This is a genomic window from Prevotella sp. AGR2160 (assembly GCF_000424185.1).
Classification (GTDB): Bacteria; Bacteroidota; Bacteroidia; order Bacteroidales; family Bacteroidaceae; genus Prevotella.
The window spans coordinates 98,813-122,554 of sequence record NZ_AUJK01000008.1; the positions used below are offsets into that span (position 1 = coordinate 98,813).

The 23,742-nt window shown below is 51.1% G+C and carries 19 protein-coding genes, 4 tRNA genes and 1 pseudogene; 2 read left to right on the top strand and 22 right to left on the bottom strand.

Features of this window, described 5'->3' with window-relative positions; genetic code table 11:
- Positions 1 to 55: 55 nt before the first annotated feature.
- A complete protein-coding gene (gene nifJ, locus G604_RS0107030; RefSeq protein ID WP_028909961.1) occupies positions 56 to 3,655 on the bottom strand; it encodes a pyruvate:ferredoxin (flavodoxin) oxidoreductase in 3,600 nt (1,199 codons plus the stop codon).
- A gap of 111 nt (positions 3,656 to 3,766) precedes the next feature.
- The gene (locus G604_RS0107035) at positions 3,767 to 4,957 is read right to left on the bottom strand and encodes an ATP-binding protein (protein ID WP_028909962.1); all 1,191 of its coding nucleotides are present in this window, start codon (positions 4,955 to 4,957) and stop codon (positions 3,767 to 3,769) included.
- A 172-nt stretch (positions 4,958 to 5,129) separates the two neighbouring features.
- On the opposite strand from G604_RS0107035, the gene G604_RS13775 reads away from it, so the two are divergent.
- On the top strand, positions 5,130 to 6,089 hold the full coding sequence (locus tag G604_RS13775) for a hypothetical protein (RefSeq protein WP_051220267.1): 960 nt from the start codon (positions 5,130 to 5,132) through the stop codon (positions 6,087 to 6,089).
- Positions 6,090 to 6,722: 633 nt separating this feature from the next.
- On the opposite strand, the gene ftsH is transcribed toward G604_RS13775, so the two are convergent.
- The 14 genes and pseudogenes from ftsH to nspC form a co-directional block, all read right to left on the bottom strand.
- Positions 6,723 to 8,624, bottom strand: coding sequence for an ATP-dependent zinc metalloprotease FtsH (gene ftsH, locus G604_RS0107055; RefSeq protein WP_028909963.1), 1,902 nt, complete (start codon positions 8,622 to 8,624; stop codon positions 6,723 to 6,725).
- A 121-nt stretch (positions 8,625 to 8,745) separates the two neighbouring features.
- On the bottom strand, positions 8,746 to 9,606 hold the full coding sequence (locus G604_RS14750; RefSeq protein ID WP_155941878.1) for a hypothetical protein: 861 nt from the start codon (positions 9,604 to 9,606) through the stop codon (positions 8,746 to 8,748).
- Between the two features lie 89 nt (positions 9,607 to 9,695).
- Positions 9,696 to 10,718: a glycosyltransferase family 2 protein gene (locus G604_RS0107065; protein WP_028909964.1), complete on the bottom strand. Its 1,023-nt coding sequence runs from the start codon at positions 10,716 to 10,718 to the stop codon at positions 9,696 to 9,698.
- Positions 10,715 to 12,088: a tRNA (N(6)-L-threonylcarbamoyladenosine(37)-C(2))-methylthiotransferase MtaB gene (mtaB, locus tag G604_RS0107070; protein WP_028909965.1), complete on the bottom strand. Its 1,374-nt coding sequence runs from the start codon at positions 12,086 to 12,088 to the stop codon at positions 10,715 to 10,717. The genes G604_RS0107065 and mtaB overlap by 4 nt, the downstream gene beginning before the upstream one ends.
- Before the next feature lie 174 nt (positions 12,089 to 12,262).
- The gene (locus tag G604_RS0107075; RefSeq protein ID WP_028909966.1) at positions 12,263 to 12,577 is read right to left on the bottom strand and encodes a nucleotidyltransferase domain-containing protein; all 315 of its coding nucleotides are present in this window, start codon (positions 12,575 to 12,577) and stop codon (positions 12,263 to 12,265) included.
- Positions 12,578 to 12,650: 73 nt separating this feature from the next.
- Entirely contained in the window at positions 12,651 to 13,250 is a 600-nt protein-coding gene (locus G604_RS0107080; RefSeq protein WP_051220269.1) for a 4'-phosphopantetheinyl transferase family protein, read from the bottom strand.
- A gap of 87 nt (positions 13,251 to 13,337) precedes the next feature.
- The gene (gene gldE, locus G604_RS0107085) at positions 13,338 to 14,666 is read right to left on the bottom strand and encodes a gliding motility-associated protein GldE (RefSeq protein WP_036904875.1); all 1,329 of its coding nucleotides are present in this window, start codon (positions 14,664 to 14,666) and stop codon (positions 13,338 to 13,340) included.
- Between the two features lie 8 nt (positions 14,667 to 14,674).
- Positions 14,675 to 15,004, bottom strand: a pseudogene (locus G604_RS0107090) (single-stranded DNA-binding protein); the annotation flags it as partial.
- A 4-nt stretch (positions 15,005 to 15,008) separates the two neighbouring features.
- Positions 15,009 to 15,557, bottom strand: coding sequence for a hypothetical protein (locus G604_RS0107095; RefSeq protein ID WP_028909970.1), 549 nt, complete (start codon positions 15,555 to 15,557; stop codon positions 15,009 to 15,011).
- A gap of 65 nt (positions 15,558 to 15,622) precedes the next feature.
- Positions 15,623 to 15,695, bottom strand: a tRNA-Gly gene (locus tag G604_RS0107100).
- A gap of 18 nt (positions 15,696 to 15,713) precedes the next feature.
- Positions 15,714 to 15,797: transfer RNA gene (locus G604_RS0107105), tRNA-Leu, on the bottom strand.
- Positions 15,798 to 15,821: 24 nt separating this feature from the next.
- Positions 15,822 to 15,903: transfer RNA gene (locus tag G604_RS0107110), tRNA-Leu, on the bottom strand.
- 51 nt (positions 15,904 to 15,954) lie between these two features.
- A tRNA-Gly gene (locus tag G604_RS0107115) sits at positions 15,955 to 16,027 on the bottom strand.
- A 182-nt stretch (positions 16,028 to 16,209) separates the two neighbouring features.
- Complete coding sequence (gene nspC, locus G604_RS0107120; RefSeq protein WP_028909971.1) at positions 16,210 to 17,394, bottom strand: carboxynorspermidine decarboxylase; 1,185 nt, start codon at positions 17,392 to 17,394, stop codon at positions 16,210 to 16,212.
- A gap of 175 nt (positions 17,395 to 17,569) precedes the next feature.
- Here nspC and G604_RS0107130 point away from each other — a divergent pair, with 175 nt between their 5' ends.
- Positions 17,570 to 18,508, top strand: a complete 939-nt coding sequence (locus G604_RS0107130) for a ribose-phosphate pyrophosphokinase (protein WP_028909972.1) — start codon at positions 17,570 to 17,572, stop codon at positions 18,506 to 18,508.
- Between the two features lie 156 nt (positions 18,509 to 18,664).
- Here the strand turns inward: G604_RS0107130 and G604_RS0107135 are convergent, their stop codons facing one another.
- From G604_RS0107135 to atpB, 6 genes are all read right to left on the bottom strand, one after another.
- Positions 18,665 to 19,636, bottom strand: a complete 972-nt coding sequence (locus G604_RS0107135) for a F0F1 ATP synthase subunit gamma (RefSeq protein ID WP_028909973.1) — start codon at positions 19,634 to 19,636, stop codon at positions 18,665 to 18,667.
- 6 nt (positions 19,637 to 19,642) lie between these two features.
- A complete protein-coding gene (gene atpA, locus G604_RS0107140) occupies positions 19,643 to 21,229 on the bottom strand; it encodes a F0F1 ATP synthase subunit alpha (RefSeq protein WP_028909974.1) in 1,587 nt (528 codons plus the stop codon).
- Positions 21,230 to 21,231: 2 nt separating this feature from the next.
- Positions 21,232 to 21,768, bottom strand: a complete 537-nt coding sequence (locus G604_RS0107145; protein ID WP_028909975.1) for a F0F1 ATP synthase subunit delta — start codon at positions 21,766 to 21,768, stop codon at positions 21,232 to 21,234.
- An 8-nt stretch (positions 21,769 to 21,776) separates the two neighbouring features.
- Positions 21,777 to 22,289 (bottom strand): F0F1 ATP synthase subunit B, encoded by a 513-nt coding sequence (gene atpF, locus G604_RS0107150; protein WP_028909976.1) that lies wholly within the window; start codon positions 22,287 to 22,289, stop codon positions 21,777 to 21,779.
- Positions 22,290 to 22,349: 60 nt separating this feature from the next.
- On the bottom strand, positions 22,350 to 22,589 hold the full coding sequence (gene atpE, locus G604_RS0107155) for an ATP synthase F0 subunit C (protein WP_028909977.1): 240 nt from the start codon (positions 22,587 to 22,589) through the stop codon (positions 22,350 to 22,352).
- A gap of 66 nt (positions 22,590 to 22,655) precedes the next feature.
- A complete protein-coding gene (gene atpB, locus G604_RS0107160) occupies positions 22,656 to 23,738 on the bottom strand; it encodes a F0F1 ATP synthase subunit A (protein WP_028909978.1) in 1,083 nt (360 codons plus the stop codon).
- Positions 23,739 to 23,742: the final 4 nt, after the last annotated feature.

Sequence of the window (23,742 nt, forward strand, 5' to 3'; positions counted from 1 at the left end):
AAAAAATCCTGTGAGGTCGCCCCCACAGGATTCTTATATTTAGGATAGCTATTGCTTATTCGGCAGCATCGCTCCAGTCTTCCTTCGTCTTGCGGACATAGGAAGCATAGCGACGCTTAGCAGCCTTCTCGGTCTCAGCATAGAGCTCATCAGCCTCCTCAGGACGGGCCTTCTTCAGAGAAGCGAAGCGGACCTCACCCTGGAGATACTTCTGGAAGTTATCCCACTGCGGCTCCTTGGAGTCGAGCTGGAACGGATTCTTGCCTTCCTTGGCGAGCTCGGGGTTGAAACGCCACAGATGCCAGTAGCCACACTCAACGGCGAGAGCCTCCTCATGCTGGCTGCGGTTCATGCCACGCTTGCCCTTGCCATCGAAGTCCTTACCCTTGATACCGTGGTTGATACACGGAGCGTAAGCGATGACGAGAGACGGGCCTGGATAAGCCTCAGCCTCACGGATAGCCTTCAGCGTCTGAGCATTGTCGGCACCCATAGCGATCTGAGCGACATAGATATAACCGTAGGTCGTCTCCATCAAGCCGAGGTCCTTCTTCGTCACACGCTTACCGGCAGCGGCAAACTGTGCGATGGCACCCAGCGGCGTAGCCTTGGAAGACTGACCACCGGTGTTGGAGTAAACCTCCGTATCGAGTACGAGGATGTTGATATCCTCACCCGTGGAGAGGACGTGGTCGAGACCACCGTAACCGATATCGTAGGAAGCACCATCACCACCGATGATCCACTGAGAACGTTTCACGAGGTAGTGGTCGAGGGTCTTCAGCTCTGCGCAGGTCGGGCAGCCAGCCTCAGCGCCCTTGGCGATCAGCGGCTTCAGAGCGGCAGCGGCAGCCTTAGAGCCGTCAGCATCGTTCTGGTTGTCGATCCACTGCTGGGCGGCAGCCTTGAAGTCAGCGGGCGTATCGTCCTTGGCGATGAGCTCCTGGAGCAGCATCGTGATGCGCTTCTTCATCTTCTTGTTGGCGAGGGTCATACCGAGACCGAACTCGCAGAAGTCCTCAAACAGAGAGTTGTTGAAGGCAGGGCCCTGACCCTTCTCGTTCTTGCAATACGGCGTAGAAGGAACAGAAGCGGAGTAGATAGAGGAGCAACCGGTAGCGTTGGCAATCATCTCACGGTCACCGAAGAGCTGAGAGATGAGTTTCACATACGGCGTTTCACCACAGCCGGAGCAAGCGCCGGAGAACTCAAACAGGGGCTGAGCGAACTGAGAGTTCTTCGGGCTCTGCTTGATATCTACGAGATCCTGCTTAGACTTGACGTTCTTCGTCAGATAAGTCCAGTTCTCTGCTTCCTTGATCATATCGGGAGCGTCCACATTGAACGGAACCATCTTCAGCGCCTTCTCACCCTTCTTACCCGGGCAGACATCAGCACAGTTGCCGCAGCCGAGGCAGTCGAGGACGGAAGTCTCAATACGGAACTGCATACCTTTCAGTGCCTTCGGAGCAAGAATATCGATGGTCTTGCCGTCGAAGCCGGCCTTCTCCTGCTCATCGAGGACGAACGGACGGATGGCAGCGTGCGGACAAGCGAATGCACACTTGTTACACTGGATACAGTTGTCAGGATTCCAGACGGGGACGAAGGCCTCCACACCACGCTTGTCATAAGCGGCGGTGCCTACTTCCCATGTACCATCGACAGTGCCGTGCTTCACGAAGTCAGAAACCTTCAGCAGGTCACCGGCCTGAGCGTTCATCGGACGGACAACCTCCTTGACGAAGTCGGGAGCGTCATCAACCTTCTTCTCGTCCTCCGGCAGGTTAGCCCAAGCGGGATCGACAGTGAGCTCTTTGTACTCACCACCACGGTCAACGGCAGCATAGTTCATGTTGACGATATCCTCACCCTTCTTACCATAAGACTTCACGATGAACTTCTTCATCTGCTCTACGGCGAGATCCTCGGGGATGACCTTCGTGATACGGAAGAAAGCGGACTGCAGGATAGTGTTGGTACGGTTGCCCAGACCAATCTCCTGGCCGATCTTACCGGCGTTGATATAGTAAACCTTGATATGGTGCTTTGCCCAGTACTTCTTCACGTGATTCGGGATGAAGTTGATGAGCTCGTCGCCGTCGAAGATCGTGTTCAACAGGAACGTACCGTTGTCACGGAGACCACGGCAGACATCATACATGTGAAGGTAAGCCTGAACGTGGCAAGCCACGAAGTTCGGCGTGTTCACGAGATATGCGCTGTGGATGGGCTCATCGCCGAAACGCAGGTGAGAGCAGGTGAAACCACCACTCTTCTTAGAGTCGTAGGAGAAGTATGCCTGGCAGTACTTGTTGGTATTGTTACCGATGATCTGTACGGAGTTCTTGTTGGCACCGACCGTACCATCAGAACCCAGACCGAAGAACTTAGCCTCGAAGAGACTGTCACCACCCATCGGGATCTCTTCCTCCTCGGGCAGAGAAGTGAAGGTGACATCATCAACGATACCCACGGTGAAGTGATCCTTCGGCTCGGGGAGCTCGAGGTTCTTGAAGACAGCGACGATCTTAGCCGGTGTCGTATCAGAAGAACCGAGACCATAACGGCCACCGACAACGAGCGGATGACGGGGATCGTCATACAGCGCGCTCTTGACATCGAGATACAGCGGCTCACCCTCTGCTCCCGGCTCCTTCGTACGGTCGAGGACGGCGATACGCTTCACCGTTGCGGGGATAGCCTTGCGGATAGCCTCAACGGAGAACGGACGGAAGAGGTGGACGGCCACCATACCGACCTTCTTGCCCTGCTTGGTCAGGAAGTCGATGGCCTCACGTGCCGGCTCCGTAGCGGAACCCATCAGAACGATGATGTTCTCTGCATCGGGAGCACCATAGTAATTGAAGAGGTGGTACTCACGGCCGGTGATCTTGCTGATCTCGGCGAGGTGCTTCTCAACGATGGCGGGAACCTTGTCATAGTAGGAGTTGCAAGCCTCACGGTGCGTGAAGAAGGTCTCGGGGTTCTCAGCGGTACCACGGGTCACAGGACGCTCCGGACTCATGGCACGGTCACGGAAGCGCTTGATCCATTCGGGATTAACGAGCGGACGGATATCCTCCATATCCATCTCCTCAATTTTGTGATACTCATGAGAAGTACGGAAACCATCGAAGAAGTTGATGAAAGGAACGGAGCTCTCCAGCGTAGAGAGATAAGGAACAGCAGAGAGATCCATGACCTCCTGGACGCTACCGGAGCAGAACATGGCGAAGCCGGTCTGGCGGCAAGCCATCACATCCTGATGGTCACCGAAGATACACAGGGAGTGACTAGCCAGCGTACGGGCGGAAACATTGAAGACGCAGGGGAGGAGCTCACCGGCAATCTTGTACATGTTCGGGATCATCAGCAGCAGACCCTGAGAAGCCGTGTAGGTAGATGTCAGGGCACCAGCCTGCAAGGAACCGTGGACGGCACCGGCGGCGCCACCCTCAGACTCCATCTCCTGAACAGATACGGTCTGACCAAACAGATTCTTACGGCCTTTTGCAGCCCACTCATCAACATGCTCTGCCATCGGAGATGACGGAGTGATCGGGTAGATAGCTGCGACCTCAGTAAACATATAGCTTACGTGAGCGGCAGCGGTGTTACCATCACAAGTGATAAACTTTTTTTCTTTAGCCATTTTTATAGATATAAAATGTTATTGTATATTTTTAGTGTCTTTATTTCTTTGCGTTAGCGGAACATGATGAATCAAATCCCTACAGAAATTTACTTTTTTAATTTTTTACTTTTAATAGAGGAATCCGAGGAGCCACAGCGGCAAACGATTTCCCTTTCCGATCTCCGTATTGTAACGGGCATAATACGTATCGGTGTTATACCGGATCTTCTGACCGCCCTGAGCGTCACAGATGCGGAACTTCCGCGTACCGTCGATGATATACTGTCCGTCCTTATTGCTCGACGAGACGACATGATCCTTCCACATCGTATTGACAAAGAATGTCTCCATCGCCGTCTGGCGGTCAACAGCTATGGGATAGATCGCGTAAAGGAGGTTGGAGTTATGCATCATCACCTTCGCCGGTTTCTTCGGAAACGCCTGTCCGACGGGATAGATCATATTGATCAGGCGGGCATCGGCGAGATACTTGATATAGTTCATCACCGTAGCGCGGCTCGTCTCGATCTCCTGCGCCAGCTGACTGATATTCGGTGCTTTGGGGCCGGCGAGGGCAAGGAGGTAGAAGAGTTTCTTGATCTTCGTGAGATATTTCAGCTCAATCTGTTTGATGAGTAGGATATCGACCTCCGTCATCATGTTCATCGTCTTCAGCAGATTCTCCGAGAAATTACGGTGCTCAAGGAAGAAAGGATAAAAGCCATGATGAATGTAATCGTCGAAATATTTCATCGGGGAGGCCAGAGGGAGGATCTCCCGGACGATATGCTCATGATCATTGATGATATCTTCCAGGGAATAAGGATGGAAGTGATTGCCGGTCTGCAGATTCAGGAACTCACGGAAAGAGAAGCCGCGGAGGTTGTAGCTTTTCACGATACCATTGAGTTCGGGGTTCTCCTCTTTCAGCCGCATGACGCTGGAGCCTGTGAAGACGATCTTCAGCTGCGGGAAGAGGTCATAACAACGGCGGAGCTCCATGCTCCAGTCGGGTTCCTTGAACACCTGGTCAATGAGGAGGGTCTTGCCGCCATGGTTGACGAAATCGCGGGCAAAATCAGTAATGCCGTTGCCATGAAAATAGAAGTTGTTCATATTCACGTACAGACAAGAGCGGTTACCGACACCGAACTTCTCCTTGGCATACTGCAGCAGGAAGGTCGTCTTCCCTACCCCTCGCGTACCTTTAATGCCGATAAGGCGGTCGTTCCAGTCGATCTCATCCATAAGGGTGCGACGGACCGGGGCGTTCGTATGCTCCAGGAGGTAGTCATGAGTTCTGAAGAAGGCTTCTTCCATTTTTCTATTGAATTGTATTTGTAGTTTTTATGGGAAGGCGTAATGCCCACCGCGATTGTTCTTTTCAGATGCAAAATTACCATTTTCTTTTGAATTTGCAAACTCTGCGTGACAAAAAATTGCTGCGTTCACATTTTTTTACTAATTTTGTCCACGTAATCGTTTACATCAGATGAAACTTCATATCTTCAATCCCGAACATGACCTTGCCCTGGCCGCCAACCAGTGGAACTGGACCTCACCGAAGGCCGGAAGGATCCAACGGCAGAAACTATTTTTCCTCCCCGAACGGTGGGCGGCACCGGATGATCTGATCCTCATGCCTCCGGGTGCCGTCGTTCCCGCAGAGCACCGCCATGATGTTCGCTTCGTCTCGGAAGTTCCCGCGGGTTATACCCCCGCGACGCTGCAGTTGGAACCGTGGGGCTGGGACCGTGCCGTCGTCCATGAGTATCACCGGCTGCTGTCTCATGACAACAAAGGCCTCGTCCGGCAGTGGGACGAAGCCATGGAGCCACGCCTTGATGCCATCCGCGCCCTGTCATCCCGCTGCTGGTGTGTCCGTCATCTGCAGACGGCGGCTATCGCCACAGAATCCTTGGAGGACGTAGCGGCATTCCTGGGGAGCCATGGCAGCGGCGTGCTGAAGAGTCCATGGAGCAGCAGCGGCCGTGGCGTTCTCCTCCTTTCCACGGAGCTGATGGCGTCGACGCCGTGGCAGCAGTGGGCCCGTGGCGTCATCGCCAGGCAGGGCTGTGTGGTTGTAGAGCCCCTATATAATAAGGTGAAAGATTTTGCTCTCGAATTCTTCGCTGACGAGGACGGCAGCGTTCGCTATGAGGGTCTGAGCCTCTTCCATACCGAAGGTGCCACCTACCGCGGCAATGTCATCGCGTCGGAGAAGGAGAAACGGCGGCAGTTGTCGGCATTCATCCCTTGGGAGGAAGTGCTTCCGCTGATCGATCATTTCCGGAAAGTCATGTCTCCCGCTGTGAGAAATATCTATACGGGGCCCTTCGGCATCGATCTCATGGTCGTCGACGAAGAAGGCCATTATTATGTCAAAGTTGCGGAAATGAACCTGAGGAAGACGATGGGCTGGGCGGCGATAAAAAAGGTGGCCGCCATGTAGCGGCCACCTACTAAAGGATAGAACCGATAAAACACCCTCAATTTCTGCCGACGAAATTCAGCTATTTATTAGTATTATCATCATGGTTTCTATCGACGAAATACCCTCTGTTTTAACCCCTTCAAAATTCGCGATTTTTCAAGCAACTGAACAATTGCCCGCAAATACGCGACTCTCAGACGTTTTTGTATATTATTAATAATCAATAACTTACCATTTGCGAACTTTTTACGTCGTATAAACATACGCATAAAACCAACAGAAACAGCGCAAAAAACAATGATTTATGCAATTTTTCTCCGTTATTTACCACTCGTAAACAACATCCAGAGAAAATTATCTCCGATATTTAGCAAAATATCTATGGTGTTTACGACCCAAAAACACGGTACTTGCTCCATTTTCTCCTTTCTTCGCGGCTTTCTCGCTCTAGTTTGCAAGTTCAATTTGTCCAAAAAAACGAAAAAACGAGATTTTTCACCGATTATTTACTGACAAAAAGGAAACAAACTCGCACAGAAAGCGGGTCATTTTAGCTCCTTTCTGTGCGAATATTTCCTTAATGGTTCCTCCGCAGGGGAAAAACCATGATCAACCCTGTCCCTACGTTTACTTTTTTACTTCTTTACTTTTTTACTTCTGAATAACTTCCATGAATTCCTTGCCCGTGATCGTCTCCTTCTTCAGCAGGATGGCAGCGGCGGCATTCATCTTGTCCTGGTTGTCGGTGATGATCTTCACGGCTTTCTCATGGGCCTCTCGGACAATGCGTTCGACCTCATCATCGATGGCCTTCGCCGTATCGGCACTGCACGTCAGACTGCTGTTGCCGCCGAGATAGCGGTTACGCTGCTGCTCGAGCTGCACCATACCGAAGCGGTCACTCATGCCGTAGGTGGTGATCATCGAGCGGGCGAGTTGCGTGGCCTTCTCGATATCGTTGGAGGCTCCCGTAGTACACGTATGGCACATCACCTCCTCCGCGGCACGGCCACCGGTAAGGGTAGCGATCTGTTGCAACATCTCTGTCTTACTCATCAGGTGTTTCTCCCCGGCATCGACCTGCATGGTATAGCCGAGGGCACCACTGGTACGCGGCACGATGGTGATCTTCTGGATCGGTGCCGTACCCGTCTGCATGGCGGCGACCATGGCATGGCCAATCTCATGATAGGAGATGATCTTCTTCTCCTCCGGAGAGATGACAGCCCCTTTCTTCTGTTCACCGGCGATAACGGTCTCCACACTCTCCTCGATATCCTGCGTCGTCACGGCTTTCTCACCGAGACGGACGGCACGGAGGGCAGCCTCGTTGACGATATTGGCGATATCGGCGCCACTGGAACCGGCGGTGGCACGGCCTACGGCATCCATATCAATGTCGGCATGCTTGACATGACGGAGATGAACCTTAAAGATGGCCTTACGACCTTCAAGGTCCGGGAGTTCCATGATGACACGACGGTCGAAACGACCCGGACGCAGCAGGGCCTTATCCAGACTCTCGGGTCTGTTCGTGGCGGCAAGGATGACGACACCCTTCGTGGCATCGAAGCCATCCATCTCCGTGAGCAACTGGTTCAGCGTCTGTTCACGCTCATCATTGCCCATGGAAGAGTCACGGCTCTTGCCGATGGCATCAATCTCATCGATGAAGATGATACACGGTGCCTTCTCCGCAGCCTGACGGAAGAGGTCACGGACTTTCGCGGCACCCATACCGACAAACATCTGTACGAACTCCGAACCACTGATGGAGAAGAACGGCACATGAGCCTCTCCGGCGACGGCACGGGCAATCAGCGTCTTTCCCGTTCCCGGAGGACCGACGAGCAGGGCGCCCTTCGGCAGACGGGCACCGAGAGAAGTATATTTCTTCGGGTTATGAAGGAAGTCGACAAGTTCCATGAGTGTGGCCTTCGCCTCATCCTGTCCGGCGACATCGGCGAAGCGCGTCTTCACATCGCTCTCGGCATAGACCTTCGCTCCCGACTTGCCGACGGAGAGGAAACCACCGCCGCCACCGAGGCCGCCTTTCATCATCTTGTTCGTTCCGGCACGCCAGATCCACCAGAAGATGAGAGCCGGGAGAATCCACCATACGAAGAAGTCGACAAGCGGTGAGCTCTTCTGCGGCACTTCCTTGGAGATCTCCACCTTGCCCGTCTTCGTCGGCGCCTTGGCTTTCAACAGACGAGCCACAAGCTGCGGATCATTGACCTCAGAAGTACGGTAGGTCTGCGTCTGCGGTTGCGGCTGAGCGAAAGGATTGTAAGTCTTTGACGATTTGTCAGCCTGCTGTTTTGTCGCTGACGGAATGTCATAATAAATATAGCCGTCCTTGACGACGACCTTGGAAACTTTACCTTGATCCAACTGAGAGATAAAGGTACCATAGTCTGCATCCTTCATCTGCGACTGACCAATATAAGGAGCCAGAAGAGAATTCAGGAGCACTAGAATCAAAATACCTATCAGTATTCCATTCCAATTAAAGAATTGTTGCCGTTTCTCCGGCGTTGTCTGTTTCTTCATAACTGTTTTCTTCTTTTGCGGGAGGAACGTCCTTCCACAAAAGAAGAAAACAAAAAATGTTCCAAAATTGATTCTCTGTAGGGACATGATTCATCATGTTCCGCAACCATTCGGTGGAAAATTATAAAATTCTTCCTACCAAACGGAAATTAAGCGTCGGATAGACCGTGATCTTCTTCACCGTCTTAACGAAACCGCCGTCATCGGTTTCATGATCATTGCCTTCCGTCTTGGAAATCTCCTGTCCCTGGCAGTAAACCTTCGGCTTACCCCAGAACTGCACGCCGAGGTCACACTGGAATCCCATGCGGTGACGGGGGACGGCACGACCCACTCCGACACCCAGATAAGGCCGGAAGCCACTGACCTTGATATTGCCATTGACATTACCGTCAGCATCAGGCTCGAGGAAATAGGTATCGTCGAACCAGACACCGATCTTCTGATAGCCTTCAGCGGAATGGTTCTCGGCATACTGATTATAAACGGACACACCCTTGAAAAGTCCCTCCTTCGTATTCTTCAGTTTCACGACATACGACGGTCCGAAATAAGCACCGACCGTGAAGTGGAAAGTACATTTCTTTCCGGGATAGAAATCGAAGAGGACATGGCCCGTAGTGTTGTGAGCGGAAGCCTCATAAGCAACATCACCATCACTCCAGGTAGGATCGGGCAAATTCTCTTCGGGATGAAGTCTGCGGAATTTGTTGTATTCATCAATGTAGGTATCACTGAGGTAGAAGTCATCATGATACTTGAACTTAGGGAAGAAGTTGAACCCGGCACGGATGGCGGCATAGGGCGTGATCGGGGCCGAGAGGTCAATACCAATACCCGGCGTTCCCATGTTCAGGCCAACGGCGAGATGGTTGAACAGATTGTTGTCTGACTCTTCTGCAGGAGAGTCCTGTGCTGTAGCCGATGTGGCAGTGGCAAAGAAACAGACGACTGCCATAACGAAAGTGTTAAATTTTCTCATAAGCCTCTTTTGGTTTAAAACGATGTTTCAATGCACAAAAATAAGAAATGTTTTCGATACGGCAAAAGAAATAGTCAAAAAAAGAAAAATTATTTTTCCATCTCCGTGAATGTCTTCTTTCCCTGAAGATAATATTTCCACAGAATACTATAGGGACGGCGCTCGGGGACAGATGATTCCGACCGCGTGCGGGCTATCTCCTCACGGTCCTTGTCGAAGTCATGCTTCCACTTCCGGAAGGCATGGCGGGCTTTGAAGATGGCCTTGAAATCACCGACATTCCGGTTGAGGATGAGCGTCTCGAAGGCAGCGAGGTAGTCGAGGAACCAGCGCATGCGCATGACGGGGCGCAGCTCATCATCGGGGAGGTTCTTATAGAGCATCGTGAGGTTGTTGCGGAAATTAAGGAACGTCTTCCGCGGATTGCCCTGCGGCAGCGTGCCGCCACCGACATGATAGACCTCACTGTCGGGAACACAGACGATGCGGCGGCCACGCTGGCGCAGACGCCAACAGAGGTCGATCTCCTCATTATGGGCAAAGAAGCGGTCGTCGAAGCCACCGACATCATGGAAGTCCTTACTGCGAATCATCAGACAGGCGCCCGTAGCCCACAACAAGTCATCTACGGTATCATACTGGTCATTATCGCGCTCTACCGTACTGAAGACACGGCCACGACAGAACGGATAGCCATAACGGTCGAGGAAACCTCCGGCGGCACCGGCATACTCAAAGACATCATGGTCATAATAGGACAGGAGTTTCGGCTGACAGGCGGCGACATCGGGACGGCGCTCCATGAGTTCAAGCATCGGCGTGAGCCAGTGGTGCGGCACCTCGACATCACTGTTCAAGAGGACATAATAGTCGGCCTCGATCTGGCTCAACGCACGGTTATAGCCGCCAGCAAAACCATAGTTCTGATCGAGGAGCAGCGTCTTCACCTGTGGGAACTGCTCCTCAAGCATCTCCATGGAACAGTCGGTTGACCGGTTATCGGCCACCCACACCTCAGCCTCCTCACGACTGTACTGATAGACGGTGGGCAGAAACTTCCGCAGCATCTCCCGGCCGTTCCAGTTTAATATAACGACAACTACCTTACTCATAACAATTCTGCTTTTAACGCACTCTGATCAAAATTAAAATCACCGAGACGGACGCGGAGAATCTCATTATCATACTCCTCACGGGCCTGGGCGGCAGGGAGCTCCACACGGATATAGTTGCGCGTGAAGCCGTGCATGGCATGTCCCTGCTCTGCCTTCTCAAAGAGGACTTCCGCCTCTTTGCCGATATGGGCGGCATAGAAAGCCTTCGTCTTTTCGTCGGAGAGCTTCAGCAACCGGTGGACACGGCGTTTCTTCTCTATCTCGTCGACAATATAGGGAATGGCGAGGGCCGACGTGCCGGGACGCTCACTGTAGGGGAAGACATGGAGCTGCGTCACGGGGAGCGATTTCAGAAAATCATAGCACGCCTCGAAATACTCGGGCTTCTCACCTCGACAACCCACCATGACGTCAACACCGATGAAGGCATCGGGCATCTTCTCCTTGATGAGATTGATCTTATGGGCGAAAAGGGCACTGTCGTAACGGCGGTGCATGAGTTTGAGCACTTCATCGGAGCCACTCTGCAAGGGAATATGGAAATGGGGCATGAAGGCGCGGCTGTGAGCACAGTAGTCGATGAGCTCGTCACTGCAGAGGTCGGGCTCGAGGGAGGAGATACGGTAACGCTGGATTCCCTCCACGGCATCGAGGGCCTTCACGAGGTCGATAAACCGCTCATGGGTCGTCTCGCCGAAGTCACCGATATTCACGCCCGTGAGGACGATCTCCTTACCACCTTCCGCCGCTGCCTGTTCAGCCTGTTCTACGAGGGAAGCGATGGACGGGTTACGCGAGAAGCCACGGGCATAGGGAATGGTACAATAGGTGCAGAAATAGTTACAGCCATCCTGTACCTTCAGGAAATAACGCGTGCGGTTGCCACGGGAGCAGGACGGCTGGAACGACGTGATGTCCTTCGTCTTCACGGAATGGAAACGATGGAGATGAGGATCACTGCCATCATCAACCTTCGACAGTTCACCGGGCTGCAACTGACCTGTCCACGCATCACTGAGATACTGGATGAGATTGGCTTTCTCGTTACTGCCGAGCACGAGATCAACGCCGTCGATCTTCGCCACCGTCTCCGGCTTCAACTGGGCATAACAGCCCGTGACGATGACGAAAGCGCCGGGATTCTCTCTGACGAGATGGCGGATGATATGCCGCGCCTTCTGATCGGCGACATCCGTCACCGAACAGGTATTGACAAGAACAAGATCGGCGACCTCTCCGTCCTTCGCCGTACTCACACCCATCTCACTGAGTGTCTTAGCAAAGGTCGATGTCTCCGAGAAGTTTAGTTTACAACCGAGTGTATAGTATGTGGCTTTCTTGCCTTGAAATGCACTTGTATCTATCATTGAGTTTTATCTTTTATCATTTCCACCGTAGGATGCGACCCTTGAGGCCGTCATAATTCTCCCATAGGGATTTAATTGGTTTGCAAAGGTAAGAATTTATTTCTGAATTTGCAAAGAAAACACATATTGATGGAATTAATAAAGCATGTCGACTTTCCTCATCAAGTTCCTCTTTCATAATATTCTCCCCTCATTCTTAACATTAATGTAAAAAGGCGTTTTGAAAGGCCGATGTTCCCAGTCTTTGCGTAGCATCACGGTAGGACTTACCGGCACACCCGTGGACCATTCGATCATGTACAACGGTGTTGTATAACGCTGTTCCTTTTCCAAATTCAATGTATCACCATCGATTAAAATAAGGACATCAATATCACTATCCGCTCTTGCATCACCGCGGGCCTCTGACCCATAGAGAATGGCTGTTGCAGACGGATCAACCTGATGAATGGCATCACTGATCTGTTTTACTATCCTTGTCCGTTTCATAATCTGTTAACATTTTATTTTCCACAAAGATACGAGAATTAAACCAAATCAGCAAATTTTTTGAACAATATTTTTATCCCCTCCACACTAAAGTAAATTCTTGATTTCTTTCAAAATCCAAGGATAAGGAACATCGGCGCTTGAGATTATCCACATTCAGGCATTGGTCTTCGAGGGAGAAGGGATGAACACACATTTCCGGATAGTCGAGATGATCAGCAGAGAAATACTTATAACAGGCCTCCTTCGCGCACCAGGCGATGAGTTGACGGGGGATGTCCGTGAAGGACTCGTCGGGACGCAGGAAACGCGCGGCGATCTTCCCCACCCGATCACTCGGATACTCGATATCCACCGCTACAGGATGGTCTTTTGAAATAATGAGTGCTGCAAAACCACGAGTATGGGAGATAGAGAGCTCATAACCTTCTACGAGGGGGGCGCCGTCATCCCGGTGCTTGATCTCCTGCCATTCTCCCGACAGTTCAAAGAGGAGAATACGGGAGCAGAGAAACTCCAGACGACGTCCGTCCTTATGATAGTTTTTCTGCACATGGGCACGGTATTTCTCCAGATAAGGATATAATGCGAAAAGGTCTTCGGGGGATTCCGTGATCCTCCAAAGACCGAATTTCGTTCCATTGTAGAATATCGTTTTGCGGAATAAAGGCATCGTTCAAAATATTATGTCTCATTCGGCGGAACATGATAAATCATGTCCCTACAAAAGCCCCTCCCTTCGGAAGGAGGTTGGGTAGGTTTATTTCTCCACTTTTTTCACTTCGTGTACGGTAACCTTCACTTTCGAGATGCGGCGCTCTTCTATCTCCATGACCTCAAAAGTGTAGTTCTTATAAGAGATCTTCTCATGGATACTCGGGAAGTCTCCTTTTATCTCCAGAAGCAGACCGGCAATAGTGTCGGCATCTCCCTCAACATCAGCAAACTCATCATCATCGATATGCAGCACCTTGATGAAATCACTCAAAAGGGTCTTGCCTTCAAAAAGATAAGTGTTATAGTTGAGTTTCGAATAGACCTTCTCCTCCTCATCATACTCGTCGTTGATCTCTCCGACAATCTCCTCAAGGATATCCTCCATCGTCACGAGACCGGAGGTACCGCCAAACTCATCGACAACAATGGCGATATGGACTTTGTTCTCCTGAAACTCCCTAAGCAGATCATCGATCTTCTTCGTCTCCGGTACGAAATAAGGCGGACGGATCAGACTCTGCCAACGGAACGAGGACGGCTTGCCGAGATAGGGCAACAAGTCCTTGATATAGAGAACACCACGGATATTGTCGGTGTTGTTCTGATAGACAGGGATACGACTGTAGTTGTTGTCTACAATACATTTCAGCACGTCGGAAAACGAACAGTGTATGTCAAGGTCTACAATATCCTGGCGCGACGTCATGACATCCTTCGCGTTCTCATCGCCGAAACGGATGATGCCCTGCAACATACTCTGCTCATTCTTGATCTCACTCTTGTCGGTCAGCTCAAGGGCTGTCTCCAGATCGTCAACACTAAGTTGACGGCTCTCCTTCGGCACGGCACGCTCGGCGAGACTGCCACTCTTGATGAGGATATTCTCCAAAGGCCAAAACACTTTCTCCAGCACACTGATGGCGTGACAGGCACGGCGACAGAACAGCAGGGCATTCTGTCGACTGTAGACCTTCGGCATGATCTCACCGAAGAGAAGCAAGAGAAAGGTCAGCAAGACGGTGATACAGAGAAACTCCAACCATGGCGCATGGAATTTGATGATCGAGCCGAAAATATAATTACAGAGCATGATAATGGTGACATTGACGAAGTTGTTCGTAATCAATATCGTCGCCAATGTCCGCTCAGAGTCATCACGTAACTTCTCTATGAGTTTGTCCTTGGCACTATGCTGGGGATCGAGCTCGTCAAGATCTTCGGGCGTGAGACTGAAAAAGGCTATCTCACTGCCGGAAGCGAAGGCTGAGACCAAAATGAGCAAAGCAGCCAAGAGAGCTGCCACAATAACGCCCGTGGACGGCGGATTGACGTCCACGAGCGATGATAAGTGCGATATACTGTCTATATCCATCATTCTTTATTTTTTGGTGTGAGCATCTCCATGTTGTCCACGATAATCTCCGTAACAAAATGGCGACGGCCGGCCTTATCATCATAATAACGATAGCGCAACCGACCTTCCACATAGAGTTTGTCACCCTTATGGACATATTTCTCTACCACTTTGGCAAGACCATGATAGAACACCAGGTTATGCCAATCGGTATGATCGGGCACCTGCGTACCATTCTGCAAGGTATACCCCTTCTCTGTTGTCGCCAGCGAGACCTGCGCTACCGCCTGATCGGCCTCGTAATAACGCACGTCGGGATCCTTGCCCACATTACCTATCAACATCACCTTGTTCATAAGCCTATGCCTGCTTCCACATACCTAAATACTTGAAATGGAAATTCTTTCCCTTTGCGGAAGGGAACTGACTACGACGGTCCACACGTTCCTGCAGGTTCTCCACCATACGGTCGTAACAGTCCTGACCGCTCATCGCCTTACAACGCACAACGAAACGGGTGTCACGGTACTCATGCTTGCCTGTGGCAGGAATGGTGACGACACGCTTGAAGTTCAAATCACCCTCATACCAACCAGGACGCTGCTCGCTGAGGCGAAGGACGGCACTGCCGGCCATCTTCTGCTTTTCACCCGGCGAAACAGGATGAACACCTTTCTTGGCCTTAAAATCCGCCATCGTCTCGGCGGTCGTCTTAATAATGATAAAATAGGCACGTGGACGGACTTTCACGCGCTTGGGATACAACACATCACTCTCTGCATATTCCCGAATCTCATTGGCTAACTTATCATCCATTCCAATCTCATCAATACGAGAAAGAAATGCTATTACTTCTTCGGAATTATGAAAAAGAGCTTCACGATCAAAATATCTTACGTATAAATTCATGCTTGAGACTTGTTCGTAGTATTCGTAATACTTTTTCCTTTAAAGAAAGGAATAAAAAAATCAAGAGCGGCAAACGGGACTCGGACCCGCGACCTCAACCTTGGCAAGGTTGCGCTCTACCAACTGAGCTATTGCCGCAACTGAACATTTAAAAAGTGAAGAGAAGGAGACTCGAACTCCCACGGTACAATTACCACTACCCCCTCAAAGTAGCGCGTCTACCAATTCCGCCATCTCTCCAACACAGAGACTACCCATGAAAAGTGCCCAGAACAGGACTCGAACCTGCACGTCGTGAAACACACGCACCTGAAACGTGCGCGTCTACCAATTCCGCCACCTGGGCATTTTCCTTGATAAGAAAAATCTTATCTTTGGGTCGTTTCAGAAAATTATGAGCGGCAAACGGGACTCGGACCCGCGACCTCAACCTTGGCAAGGTTGCGCTCTACCAACTGAGCTATTGCCGCTTATTTTCCTCTTAGTGAGGTGCATTTCCCTAAATGCGAGTGCAAAGGTAGTAACTTTTTCCTTTACCCGCAAATCTTTTCTCGTCTTTTTTCACAAAAAAGTCACTTTTTCTTCATTTTACCAATTTACACCTTATTATATTAATAGGGATATGATTGATGCATCAATCATATCCCTACGCTCAATCCATACGGGTCTTGTAATCCTCATAACTGTACCGCCGCAGCCACTCCAGATTCCCCTGGGGATGAACAATGGCGATGGAGGGATGAGTGATGCCATTAAACATATTTGTCTTGACCGTCGTGTAATGGAGCATATCCTCAAAGATGATATTCTCCCCTACTTCCAACTCATGGTCAAACTGCCAGTCGCCCATATAGTCGCCACTCAGACAACTACAACCGCCTAAGCGATAGACATGGGGCCGCTGCATGTTCTGCAACTCTTGTTCGGCATTCCCGTACTCCAGAATACGGGCATTACGAACAGCGGGGTGATAGGGCATCTCCAGACAGTCGGGCATATGACAGGTGAACGAAACATTGAGGACGGCCGTACGATAACCACGGTCCTCTACGACATCAACGACCTGAGCAATCAGCGGGCCTGTCTGCCAACCGAAAGCACTACCAGGCTCAAGGATGACATGAAGATGGGGATAACGGCGATGGAAATCACGGAGGATACGGATGAGACGGTCCACATCATAATCCTTACGCGTCATAAGATGGCCACCCCCGAAGTTGATCCATTTCAGTTGGGGGAACCAACAACTGAACTTTTCCTCAATATGTTGCAAAGTACGTTCAAAAACGTCAGCACCACTCTCACAAAGGGTATGACAATGGAAACCTTCGATATCAGCAGGCAAACGGAGCGGGATCTTGTCAGCGATGACGCCGAATCGCGTGCCGGGGGCACATGGATTATAAAGGAGTGTCTCCACCTCCGAATATTCAGGATTGACACGCAAGCCGAGACTGATCGACGAATGAACCTCGCGAACACGGGTATGGTAACGCTCATACTGGGACAAAGAGTTAAACGTCAGATGACTAGAGCAACGGGCAATGGCATCAATTTCCTGATCATTATAGGCCGGAGAGAACGTATGCGTCTGAGCGCCGAACTCCTCATAGCCAAGACGGGCCTCATAAAGAGAACTGGCCGTCGTGGCATGGATATACTCCCGGAAGATCGGAAAAGTCTTCCACAGCGCGTATGCCTTGAAGGCAAGGATGATCTCGACATCAGCGTCATGGACCACTCGCCGGATGAGTGAGAGGTTTCTGCGCAGACGTTCTTCCTCAAGGACGTAAACAGGCTCATGAAGTTCTGAAAATGTGCTTAAATTGACTTTCATTCTTGATAAAAAATAATTTTATGGGGCAAAGATAGCATTTAATTTCCAATATCATTGGTTTTTCTAGAAAATTTTCATACTTTTGCAATGCCATTCCTGAATGACAAGGAAAAGTCATTCCATGATGACCCCCAAAAAGGAAGTACATTTCTTTACAATAATAACGCTAAAAGCAATGAGTGATAAAAACTCTTTTCTGGTATTCTCGGGCACCAAGACGAGATACCTGGCAGAGAAAATCTGCCAAAGCTTAGGATGTCCCCTCGGTAACCTGGTCGTCACCAAGTTCTCCGACGGTGAGTTTGCGGTATCCTATGAGGAGTCTATCCGTGGTCGTGATGTGTTCCTCGTACAGAGTACCTTCCCTAACTCCGACAACCTCATGGAGTTGTTGTTGATGATCGACGCCGCCAAGCGTGCCTCCGCACGTAACATCATCGCCGTCATCCCCTATTTCGGTTGGGCCCGTCAGGACCGTAAGGACAAACCGCGTGTGAGCATCGGCGCCAAGCTTGTAGCTGATCTGCTCAGTGTCGCAGGTATCGACCGTCTGATCACGATGGATCTCCACGCTGACCAGATTCAGGGCTTCTTCAATGTGCCTGTAGATCACCTCTACGCCAGTGGTGTCATCCTCCCCTATCTGCAGAAGCTCAAGCTCGACAACCTCGTCATTGCTTCTCCGGATGTCGGCGGTAGTAAGCGTGCCAGCACCTACGCCAAATATCTGGGTTGTCCGCTGGTGCTCTGCAACAAGACCCGCGCACGTGCCAATGTGGTGGAAAGCATGCAGATCATCGGTGATGTTAAGGGCAAAAATGTTGTCATCATCGACGATATGGTCGACACCGCCGGTACGATCACGAAGGCTGCCAACCTCATGAAGGAAGCTGGTGCCATCAGCGTCCGTGCCTGCGCCAGCCACTGTGTCATGAGTGGTCCCGCCAGTGAGCGTGTTCAGAACAGTTGTCTCGAGGAGATTGTCTTCACCGACTCCATCCCCTACACGCAGCGTTGCGCCAAGGTCAAGCAGCTCAGCGTCGCTGACATGTTCGCCGAGACTATCCGCCGTGTTGTCAACAACGAGAGTATCTCTTCGCAGTACCTCGTATAGACTATAGCTATATAGCTCGCAATAGAAAACTATAGCCCTCTATAGGTCTATGGCGAGCTATAATAATCTATGGTGAGCTATAAAAGCAAAAAAATAAAGGCTGCGTCCCACGAAGGAGCGCAGCCTTTACTTTTTTAATTTTTTACTTCTTTACTTTTAATTGTTGACACTACCGCCAACAATATCCAGCAATTCACTTGTGATAGCAGCCTGACGACTCTTGTTGTACTGCAGGTTGAGTTCCTTAAGCAGTTCATCGGCATTATCTGTAGCAGCCTGCATGGCGACCATACGGGCGGCATGCTCAGAGGCAACACTGTCGAGGAGCGCCGTGTAAACGCTCAGATGAAGTTCCTTCGGCACAAGGGCACGGAGGACGGTCTCCAGATCCGGCTCAACAATGAAATCATCATTGATCTTCGCTCCCTGGATACGCTCACCCGCTTCCTTGGCTTTCTTTTTACGAAGATATTCCTGGGCCTTTGCGGTAGCAAGGTTACTGCCCAGATCACGGTCGTTCTCCTCACCGATAGCCTCCGTAGAGAGATCAATAGGCAAGAAAGTGCGACGCTGCAGAATCTGGGAGCCGGCACTCTTGAAATGATGATAGATCAATTCAACCTTGTCGACCTCACCATGGAGAAATTGCTCACAGAGCTTCATGGCCAACTGCCGACAGTCCTCGGAATTCGGCTTGTCGGCGAGATCGAGGAAACTACCACCTTTCTTCAGACCGAGTTTATCTACCTTCTCCTCTACCTTACGGCCTATAGGATAGATAGTGATATCCTCGACACCCAGGGCATGGTATTCCTCGACTGCCTGAAGCATCAGTTTAATGACGTTATTATTGAAACCGCCACAGAGACTGCTGTTGCTACTGAAGACAACGAGAGCGACACGCTTCATCTGTGCATGAGCCATCTGATACTCCGATGAGGCATCAGGAGTAGAGATCAGGAAACTCTTCAGGATATGCTCCAACTGATTGGAGTAAGGAAGCATGTTCTGAATAGCTACCTGGGCATGATGCAACTTTGATGACGCCACCATCTTCATGGCACTCGTAATCTTACGGGTGCCCTTGACAGAGGTGATACGGGTCTTAATCTCTTTTAACGACGGCATAGGCTATCACGCTTTAAATTGTCCGGCAATATTGGCCATCACATCCTTGATGGTAGCCTCACAGTCGTCCGTGAGCTTGCCACTGGCAAGGGTGTCGATGACATCCTGATGCTTCGAGCGCATAGCGTCAAGGAACTGATCCTGACAACTACGAACCTGATCAACAGGAACATCATGCAACAGGCCATGGACACCACAGTAAAGGATGGCGATCTGCTCACCGACAGGCATAGGACTGTACTGCGGCTGAATCAACAACTGGTTGGTCTTACGGCCTCGGTCAAGCGTCATGGCCGTCACGGGGTCCATATCGCTGGAGAACTTCGAGAAGGCCTCGAGCTCCCGATACTGTGCCATATCGATCTTCAACGTACCGGCCACCTTCTTCATACTCTTGATCTGTGCGGAACCACCGACACGGCTCACTGAGATACCGACATCAATAGCCGGACGGAAGCCCTGGTTGAAGAGATCGGTGACGAGATAGATCTGACCATCGGTGATGGAGATCACGTTCGTAGGAATATAGGCGGACACATCACCGGCCTGCGTCTCAATGATCGGCAGAGCGGTAAGCGAACCACCACCCTTGACATGTCCCTTCATGCACTCCGGCAGGTCGTTCATCTGCTCGGCAACTTCCTGCTGGTCGTTGATACGGGCGGCACGCTCGAGCAAACGACTGTGGAGATAGAATACATCACCCGGATAAGCCTCACGTCCTGACGGACGACGGAGAATCAGGGATACCTCACGGTAAGCCACAGCCTGCTTGCTCAGGTCATCATAGACGACAAGGGCGGAGAGACCGCGGTCACGGAAATACTCACCGATAGCAGCTCCGGCAAACGGAGCATAATACTGCATAGCGGCAGGATCAGCGGCCGTAGCACTGACGACGATGGTATAAGGCATAGCGCCGTGATCCTTCAGTGTCTGTACGAGAGAGGCCACCGTACTGGCTTTCTGACCAATGGCGACATAAATACAGTATACGGGTTTACCGGCCTCGTAAAGACTCTTCTGGTTGATGATGGTGTCGACAGCGATGGCCGTCTTACCTGTCTGACGGTCACCGATAATCAACTCACGCTGGCCACGACCGATAGGGATCATGGAGTCGATGGCCTTCAGACCTGTCTGCAACGGTTCCTTCACCGGCTGACGATAAATCACGCCCGGAGCCTTACGGTCCAACGGCATCTCGAAAGCATCGGTGAGATCGATGTCACCCTTGCCATCAATAGCCTGACCCAGCGGGTTGACGACACGTCCGAGGAAGTTATCGTTCACACGGATAGAAGCGATACGATGCGTACGGCGCACCTTCTCGCCTTCCTTGATGCCTGCGGTGGGACCGAGGAGGACACAACCGACGTTGTCTTCCTCGAGGTTCATGACAATGGCCATGGTGCCATTCTCAAACTCGAGAAGTTCTGAAGCCTCAACATTACGCAAGCCATAGATATGAGCCACACCATCAGCTACGGTAAGCACGGTGCCGACCTCATCAAACTGGTCCGCGTTGTTGATGCCTTGCAGTTCCTTCTCAAGGACCTCAGACACTTCGCTTGGTTTTATCTTTTCTGACATGTTTATTTTTTATTTAAAGAATTGAGGATGGCATGAAGCTTCGTCTTCACGCTGGCATCCATTCTGTAGGTGTCATACTCAAGGATGAAACCGCCGATGAGCGACGGATCCACCTCGGTAGTGAACTCTACACTACCCTTTGCCCTGCTCTCCACCATCTGCCGGAGCTTGGCCTCTGTGGCCTTGTCAACGGCAACGGCAGTAGTCAGGTGACCGCGGATGATATTCTTCTGCTTCCGGTAAAGAGAGACATACGAAGCAGCCATGAACTGAAGGATACTCTCCCGGTCCTCTTTCAAGACCAGGGATACGAAGCGCTTGCTCAGAGCAGTGGGCGCGCCCATTGCCGTCTCCAAGACATGCTGCTTCTGGTCCTTGCGGAGCATAGGGTTGTCTATCGTAGTTCGAAGGGCCTTCACCTGGAGATAACTCTCGGAGAGCGTCATCATATCCTGGTAAACGGCATCTTCGACCTTCTGCGCCGTGGCACTCTCCAAGAGCGCACGGGCATATCTGACCGATATTACACCTCTATCCATAAGCTACTTTATTTGTCAGACTCCTGCTTTTCAGCAGAAACTTCATCCAGCAGCCGGTTTATCAGTTCCATCTGCTCCTGATTCGTGGAGAGCTTCTGGCGGAGGACCTTGCCGGCAACCTCGACACTCAGTGTGGCAACCTGCGAGCGGATATCACGGATGGCATTCTGCTTCTCCGTCTCTATCTGCGCTTTCGCCTCACCGAGCAGACGGGCTCCCTCATCACGGGCCTTCTCCTGTGCTTGCTCCACGATCTTGTCACGTGTGTCGGCAGCCTCTTTCAAGATCTGAGCCTGTTTCTCACGTGCTTCCTGCAGAATGGATTCACCTTCTTTTTGGATATTGGCAAGCTTCTCGTTGGCCTCATGTGCCTTCCGAAGGGAGTCATCGATATACCCCTTGCGCTCGTTCACCATCTTGATGATCACGGGGAAGCCCCACTTCAACAAGATGAGGAAGACCAGCAGGAAGACAACAGTCATCCAGAACAGCAAGCCTGAATCCGGTGTTAATAAATCCATATATACTGGTTAAAGTTCTTGACTAATTTGATTGAATGAAAAGCGCGTCCGCGCGGTCATTTACATGACGATGGCGAGGATGGCGATGATGACGGCGAAGAAAGCCACACCTTCGACGAGGGCGGCAGCGATGATCATGGAAGAACGAAGATCGCTCATCTTCTCCGGCTGACGGGCCATGGCGTCCATGGCCTGACCACCGATACGACCGATACCAATACCTGCGCCAATTGCGGCGAGACCTGCGCCTACTGCGGCACCTAACTTTGCAACTTCTGCTGCTAACAATAATGAAATCATAGTTCTAATATTTTTAATGTTTAATTTTTTCCTTTCGGAAGGACCGAAGCCCCACAGATTCTGTTTTTACTCGGCAGACTTAACGTGAGCCAAGGAGATGAAGACGGCACTCAGCATGGTGAAGACGAGGGCCTGGATGTAGCTCACCAGAATCTCCAGGAGCATCATGAACACGCTCATGGCGACGCTCACCACCGTCATGCCGGAACCGGCGATATAGTTGACCAACATATTCTCACTGATGTTGAACATGATGAAGATGATGGCCGCGAACGACAGGGCAATGGCATGGCCTGCCATCATATTGGCAAAGAGTCGAATGATCAATGCCAGGGGTTTAGTGAAGATACCAAACAACTCAATGAAAGGCATCAAAGGAACGGGGACCTTCAACCACAACGGGACTTCTGGCCAGAAGATATCCTTCCAATAGGCTTTCGTACCCGTGAAATTGGTGATGAGGAAGGTGCACACACCCAGGAAACACGTACAGGCGATATTTCCCGTGAGGTTGCCGCCGCCGGGAGGGAACGGAACGATACCCATGATATTTGCCGTGAAGATGAAGAAGAAGCAGGTCAGCAGCCACGGGGCATACTTCGGTGCCTCATCGCCCATCGGTGCCTTGATGACTTCATTATAGACACTCATGACAAACATGTGTACGAGTCCCGTGAATCCTTTCGGCGCGGGGTCGTCGACTTTATGCCGACGGCACCAGCGGGCGGGGATCAAGATACAGAGGAGTAGGATGATCGCATCGATGAAGAGCACGCAGACGGTCTTCGTGATGGAGATATCCAACGGTCTGACTTCCTTGTTCCCGACCTTCTCTACAATCTTGTTGGGATAGGTCTTGGAATCACCGTTCTTGATCACGAGGTTGTAAGGACCGGGGCGGTCTCCATTCTTATCTTTCTCCTCGCTGAAGGCGGCGCTGCTGAACACATGCCAGCCCGTTGTCGTCTTCACGATGACCGGAAGATTGATGACCATCTGATGGTCCCCCACTTTCGTGATATGCCATTCATAAGAATCTTTGATATGACCCCACAAAATGCCCTTCACATCGATGTTCTCCTTCGCCGACACAGGAGTCAGCGTCAAGAACATGACGAGCATGAGGAACAATTGTTTGATAACCTTCATAGAA

What these genes read in the sequence shown, in the direction of transcription:
- nifJ (WP_028909961.1), bottom strand. Translation starts at nt 3,655, where the DNA reads ATGGCTAAAGAAAAAAAGTTTATCACTTGTGATGGTAACACCGCTGCC.
- G604_RS0107035 (WP_028909962.1), bottom strand. Translation starts at nt 4,957, where the DNA reads ATGGAAGAAGCCTTCTTCAGAACTCATGACTACCTCCTGGAGCATACG.
- G604_RS13775 (WP_051220267.1), top strand. Translation starts at nt 5,130, where the DNA reads ATGAAACTTCATATCTTCAATCCCGAACATGACCTTGCCCTGGCCGCC.
- ftsH (WP_028909963.1), bottom strand. Translation starts at nt 8,624, where the DNA reads ATGAAGAAACAGACAACGCCGGAGAAACGGCAACAATTCTTTAATTGG.
- G604_RS14750 (WP_155941878.1), bottom strand. Translation starts at nt 9,606, where the DNA reads ATGAGAAAATTTAACACTTTCGTTATGGCAGTCGTCTGTTTCTTTGCC.
- G604_RS0107065 (WP_028909964.1), bottom strand. Translation starts at nt 10,718, where the DNA reads ATGAGTAAGGTAGTTGTCGTTATATTAAACTGGAACGGCCGGGAGATG.
- mtaB (WP_028909965.1), bottom strand. Translation starts at nt 12,088, where the DNA reads ATGATAGATACAAGTGCATTTCAAGGCAAGAAAGCCACATACTATACA.
- G604_RS0107075 (WP_028909966.1), bottom strand. Translation starts at nt 12,577, where the DNA reads ATGAAACGGACAAGGATAGTAAAACAGATCAGTGATGCCATTCATCAG.
- G604_RS0107080 (WP_051220269.1), bottom strand. Translation starts at nt 13,250, where the DNA reads ATGCCTTTATTCCGCAAAACGATATTCTACAATGGAACGAAATTCGGT.
- gldE (WP_036904875.1), bottom strand. Translation starts at nt 14,666, where the DNA reads ATGGATATAGACAGTATATCGCACTTATCATCGCTCGTGGACGTCAAT.
- G604_RS0107095 (WP_028909970.1), bottom strand. Translation starts at nt 15,557, where the DNA reads ATGAATTTATACGTAAGATATTTTGATCGTGAAGCTCTTTTTCATAAT.
- nspC (WP_028909971.1), bottom strand. Translation starts at nt 17,394, where the DNA reads ATGAAAGTCAATTTAAGCACATTTTCAGAACTTCATGAGCCTGTTTAC.
- G604_RS0107130 (WP_028909972.1), top strand. Translation starts at nt 17,570, where the DNA reads ATGAGTGATAAAAACTCTTTTCTGGTATTCTCGGGCACCAAGACGAGA.
- G604_RS0107135 (WP_028909973.1), bottom strand. Translation starts at nt 19,636, where the DNA reads ATGCCGTCGTTAAAAGAGATTAAGACCCGTATCACCTCTGTCAAGGGC.
- atpA (WP_028909974.1), bottom strand. Translation starts at nt 21,229, where the DNA reads ATGTCAGAAAAGATAAAACCAAGCGAAGTGTCTGAGGTCCTTGAGAAG.
- G604_RS0107145 (WP_028909975.1), bottom strand. Translation starts at nt 21,768, where the DNA reads ATGGATAGAGGTGTAATATCGGTCAGATATGCCCGTGCGCTCTTGGAG.
- atpF (WP_028909976.1), bottom strand. Translation starts at nt 22,289, where the DNA reads ATGGATTTATTAACACCGGATTCAGGCTTGCTGTTCTGGATGACTGTT.
- atpE (WP_028909977.1), bottom strand. Translation starts at nt 22,589, where the DNA reads ATGATTTCATTATTGTTAGCAGCAGAAGTTGCAAAGTTAGGTGCCGCA.
- atpB (WP_028909978.1), bottom strand. Translation starts at nt 23,738, where the DNA reads ATGAAGGTTATCAAACAATTGTTCCTCATGCTCGTCATGTTCTTGACG.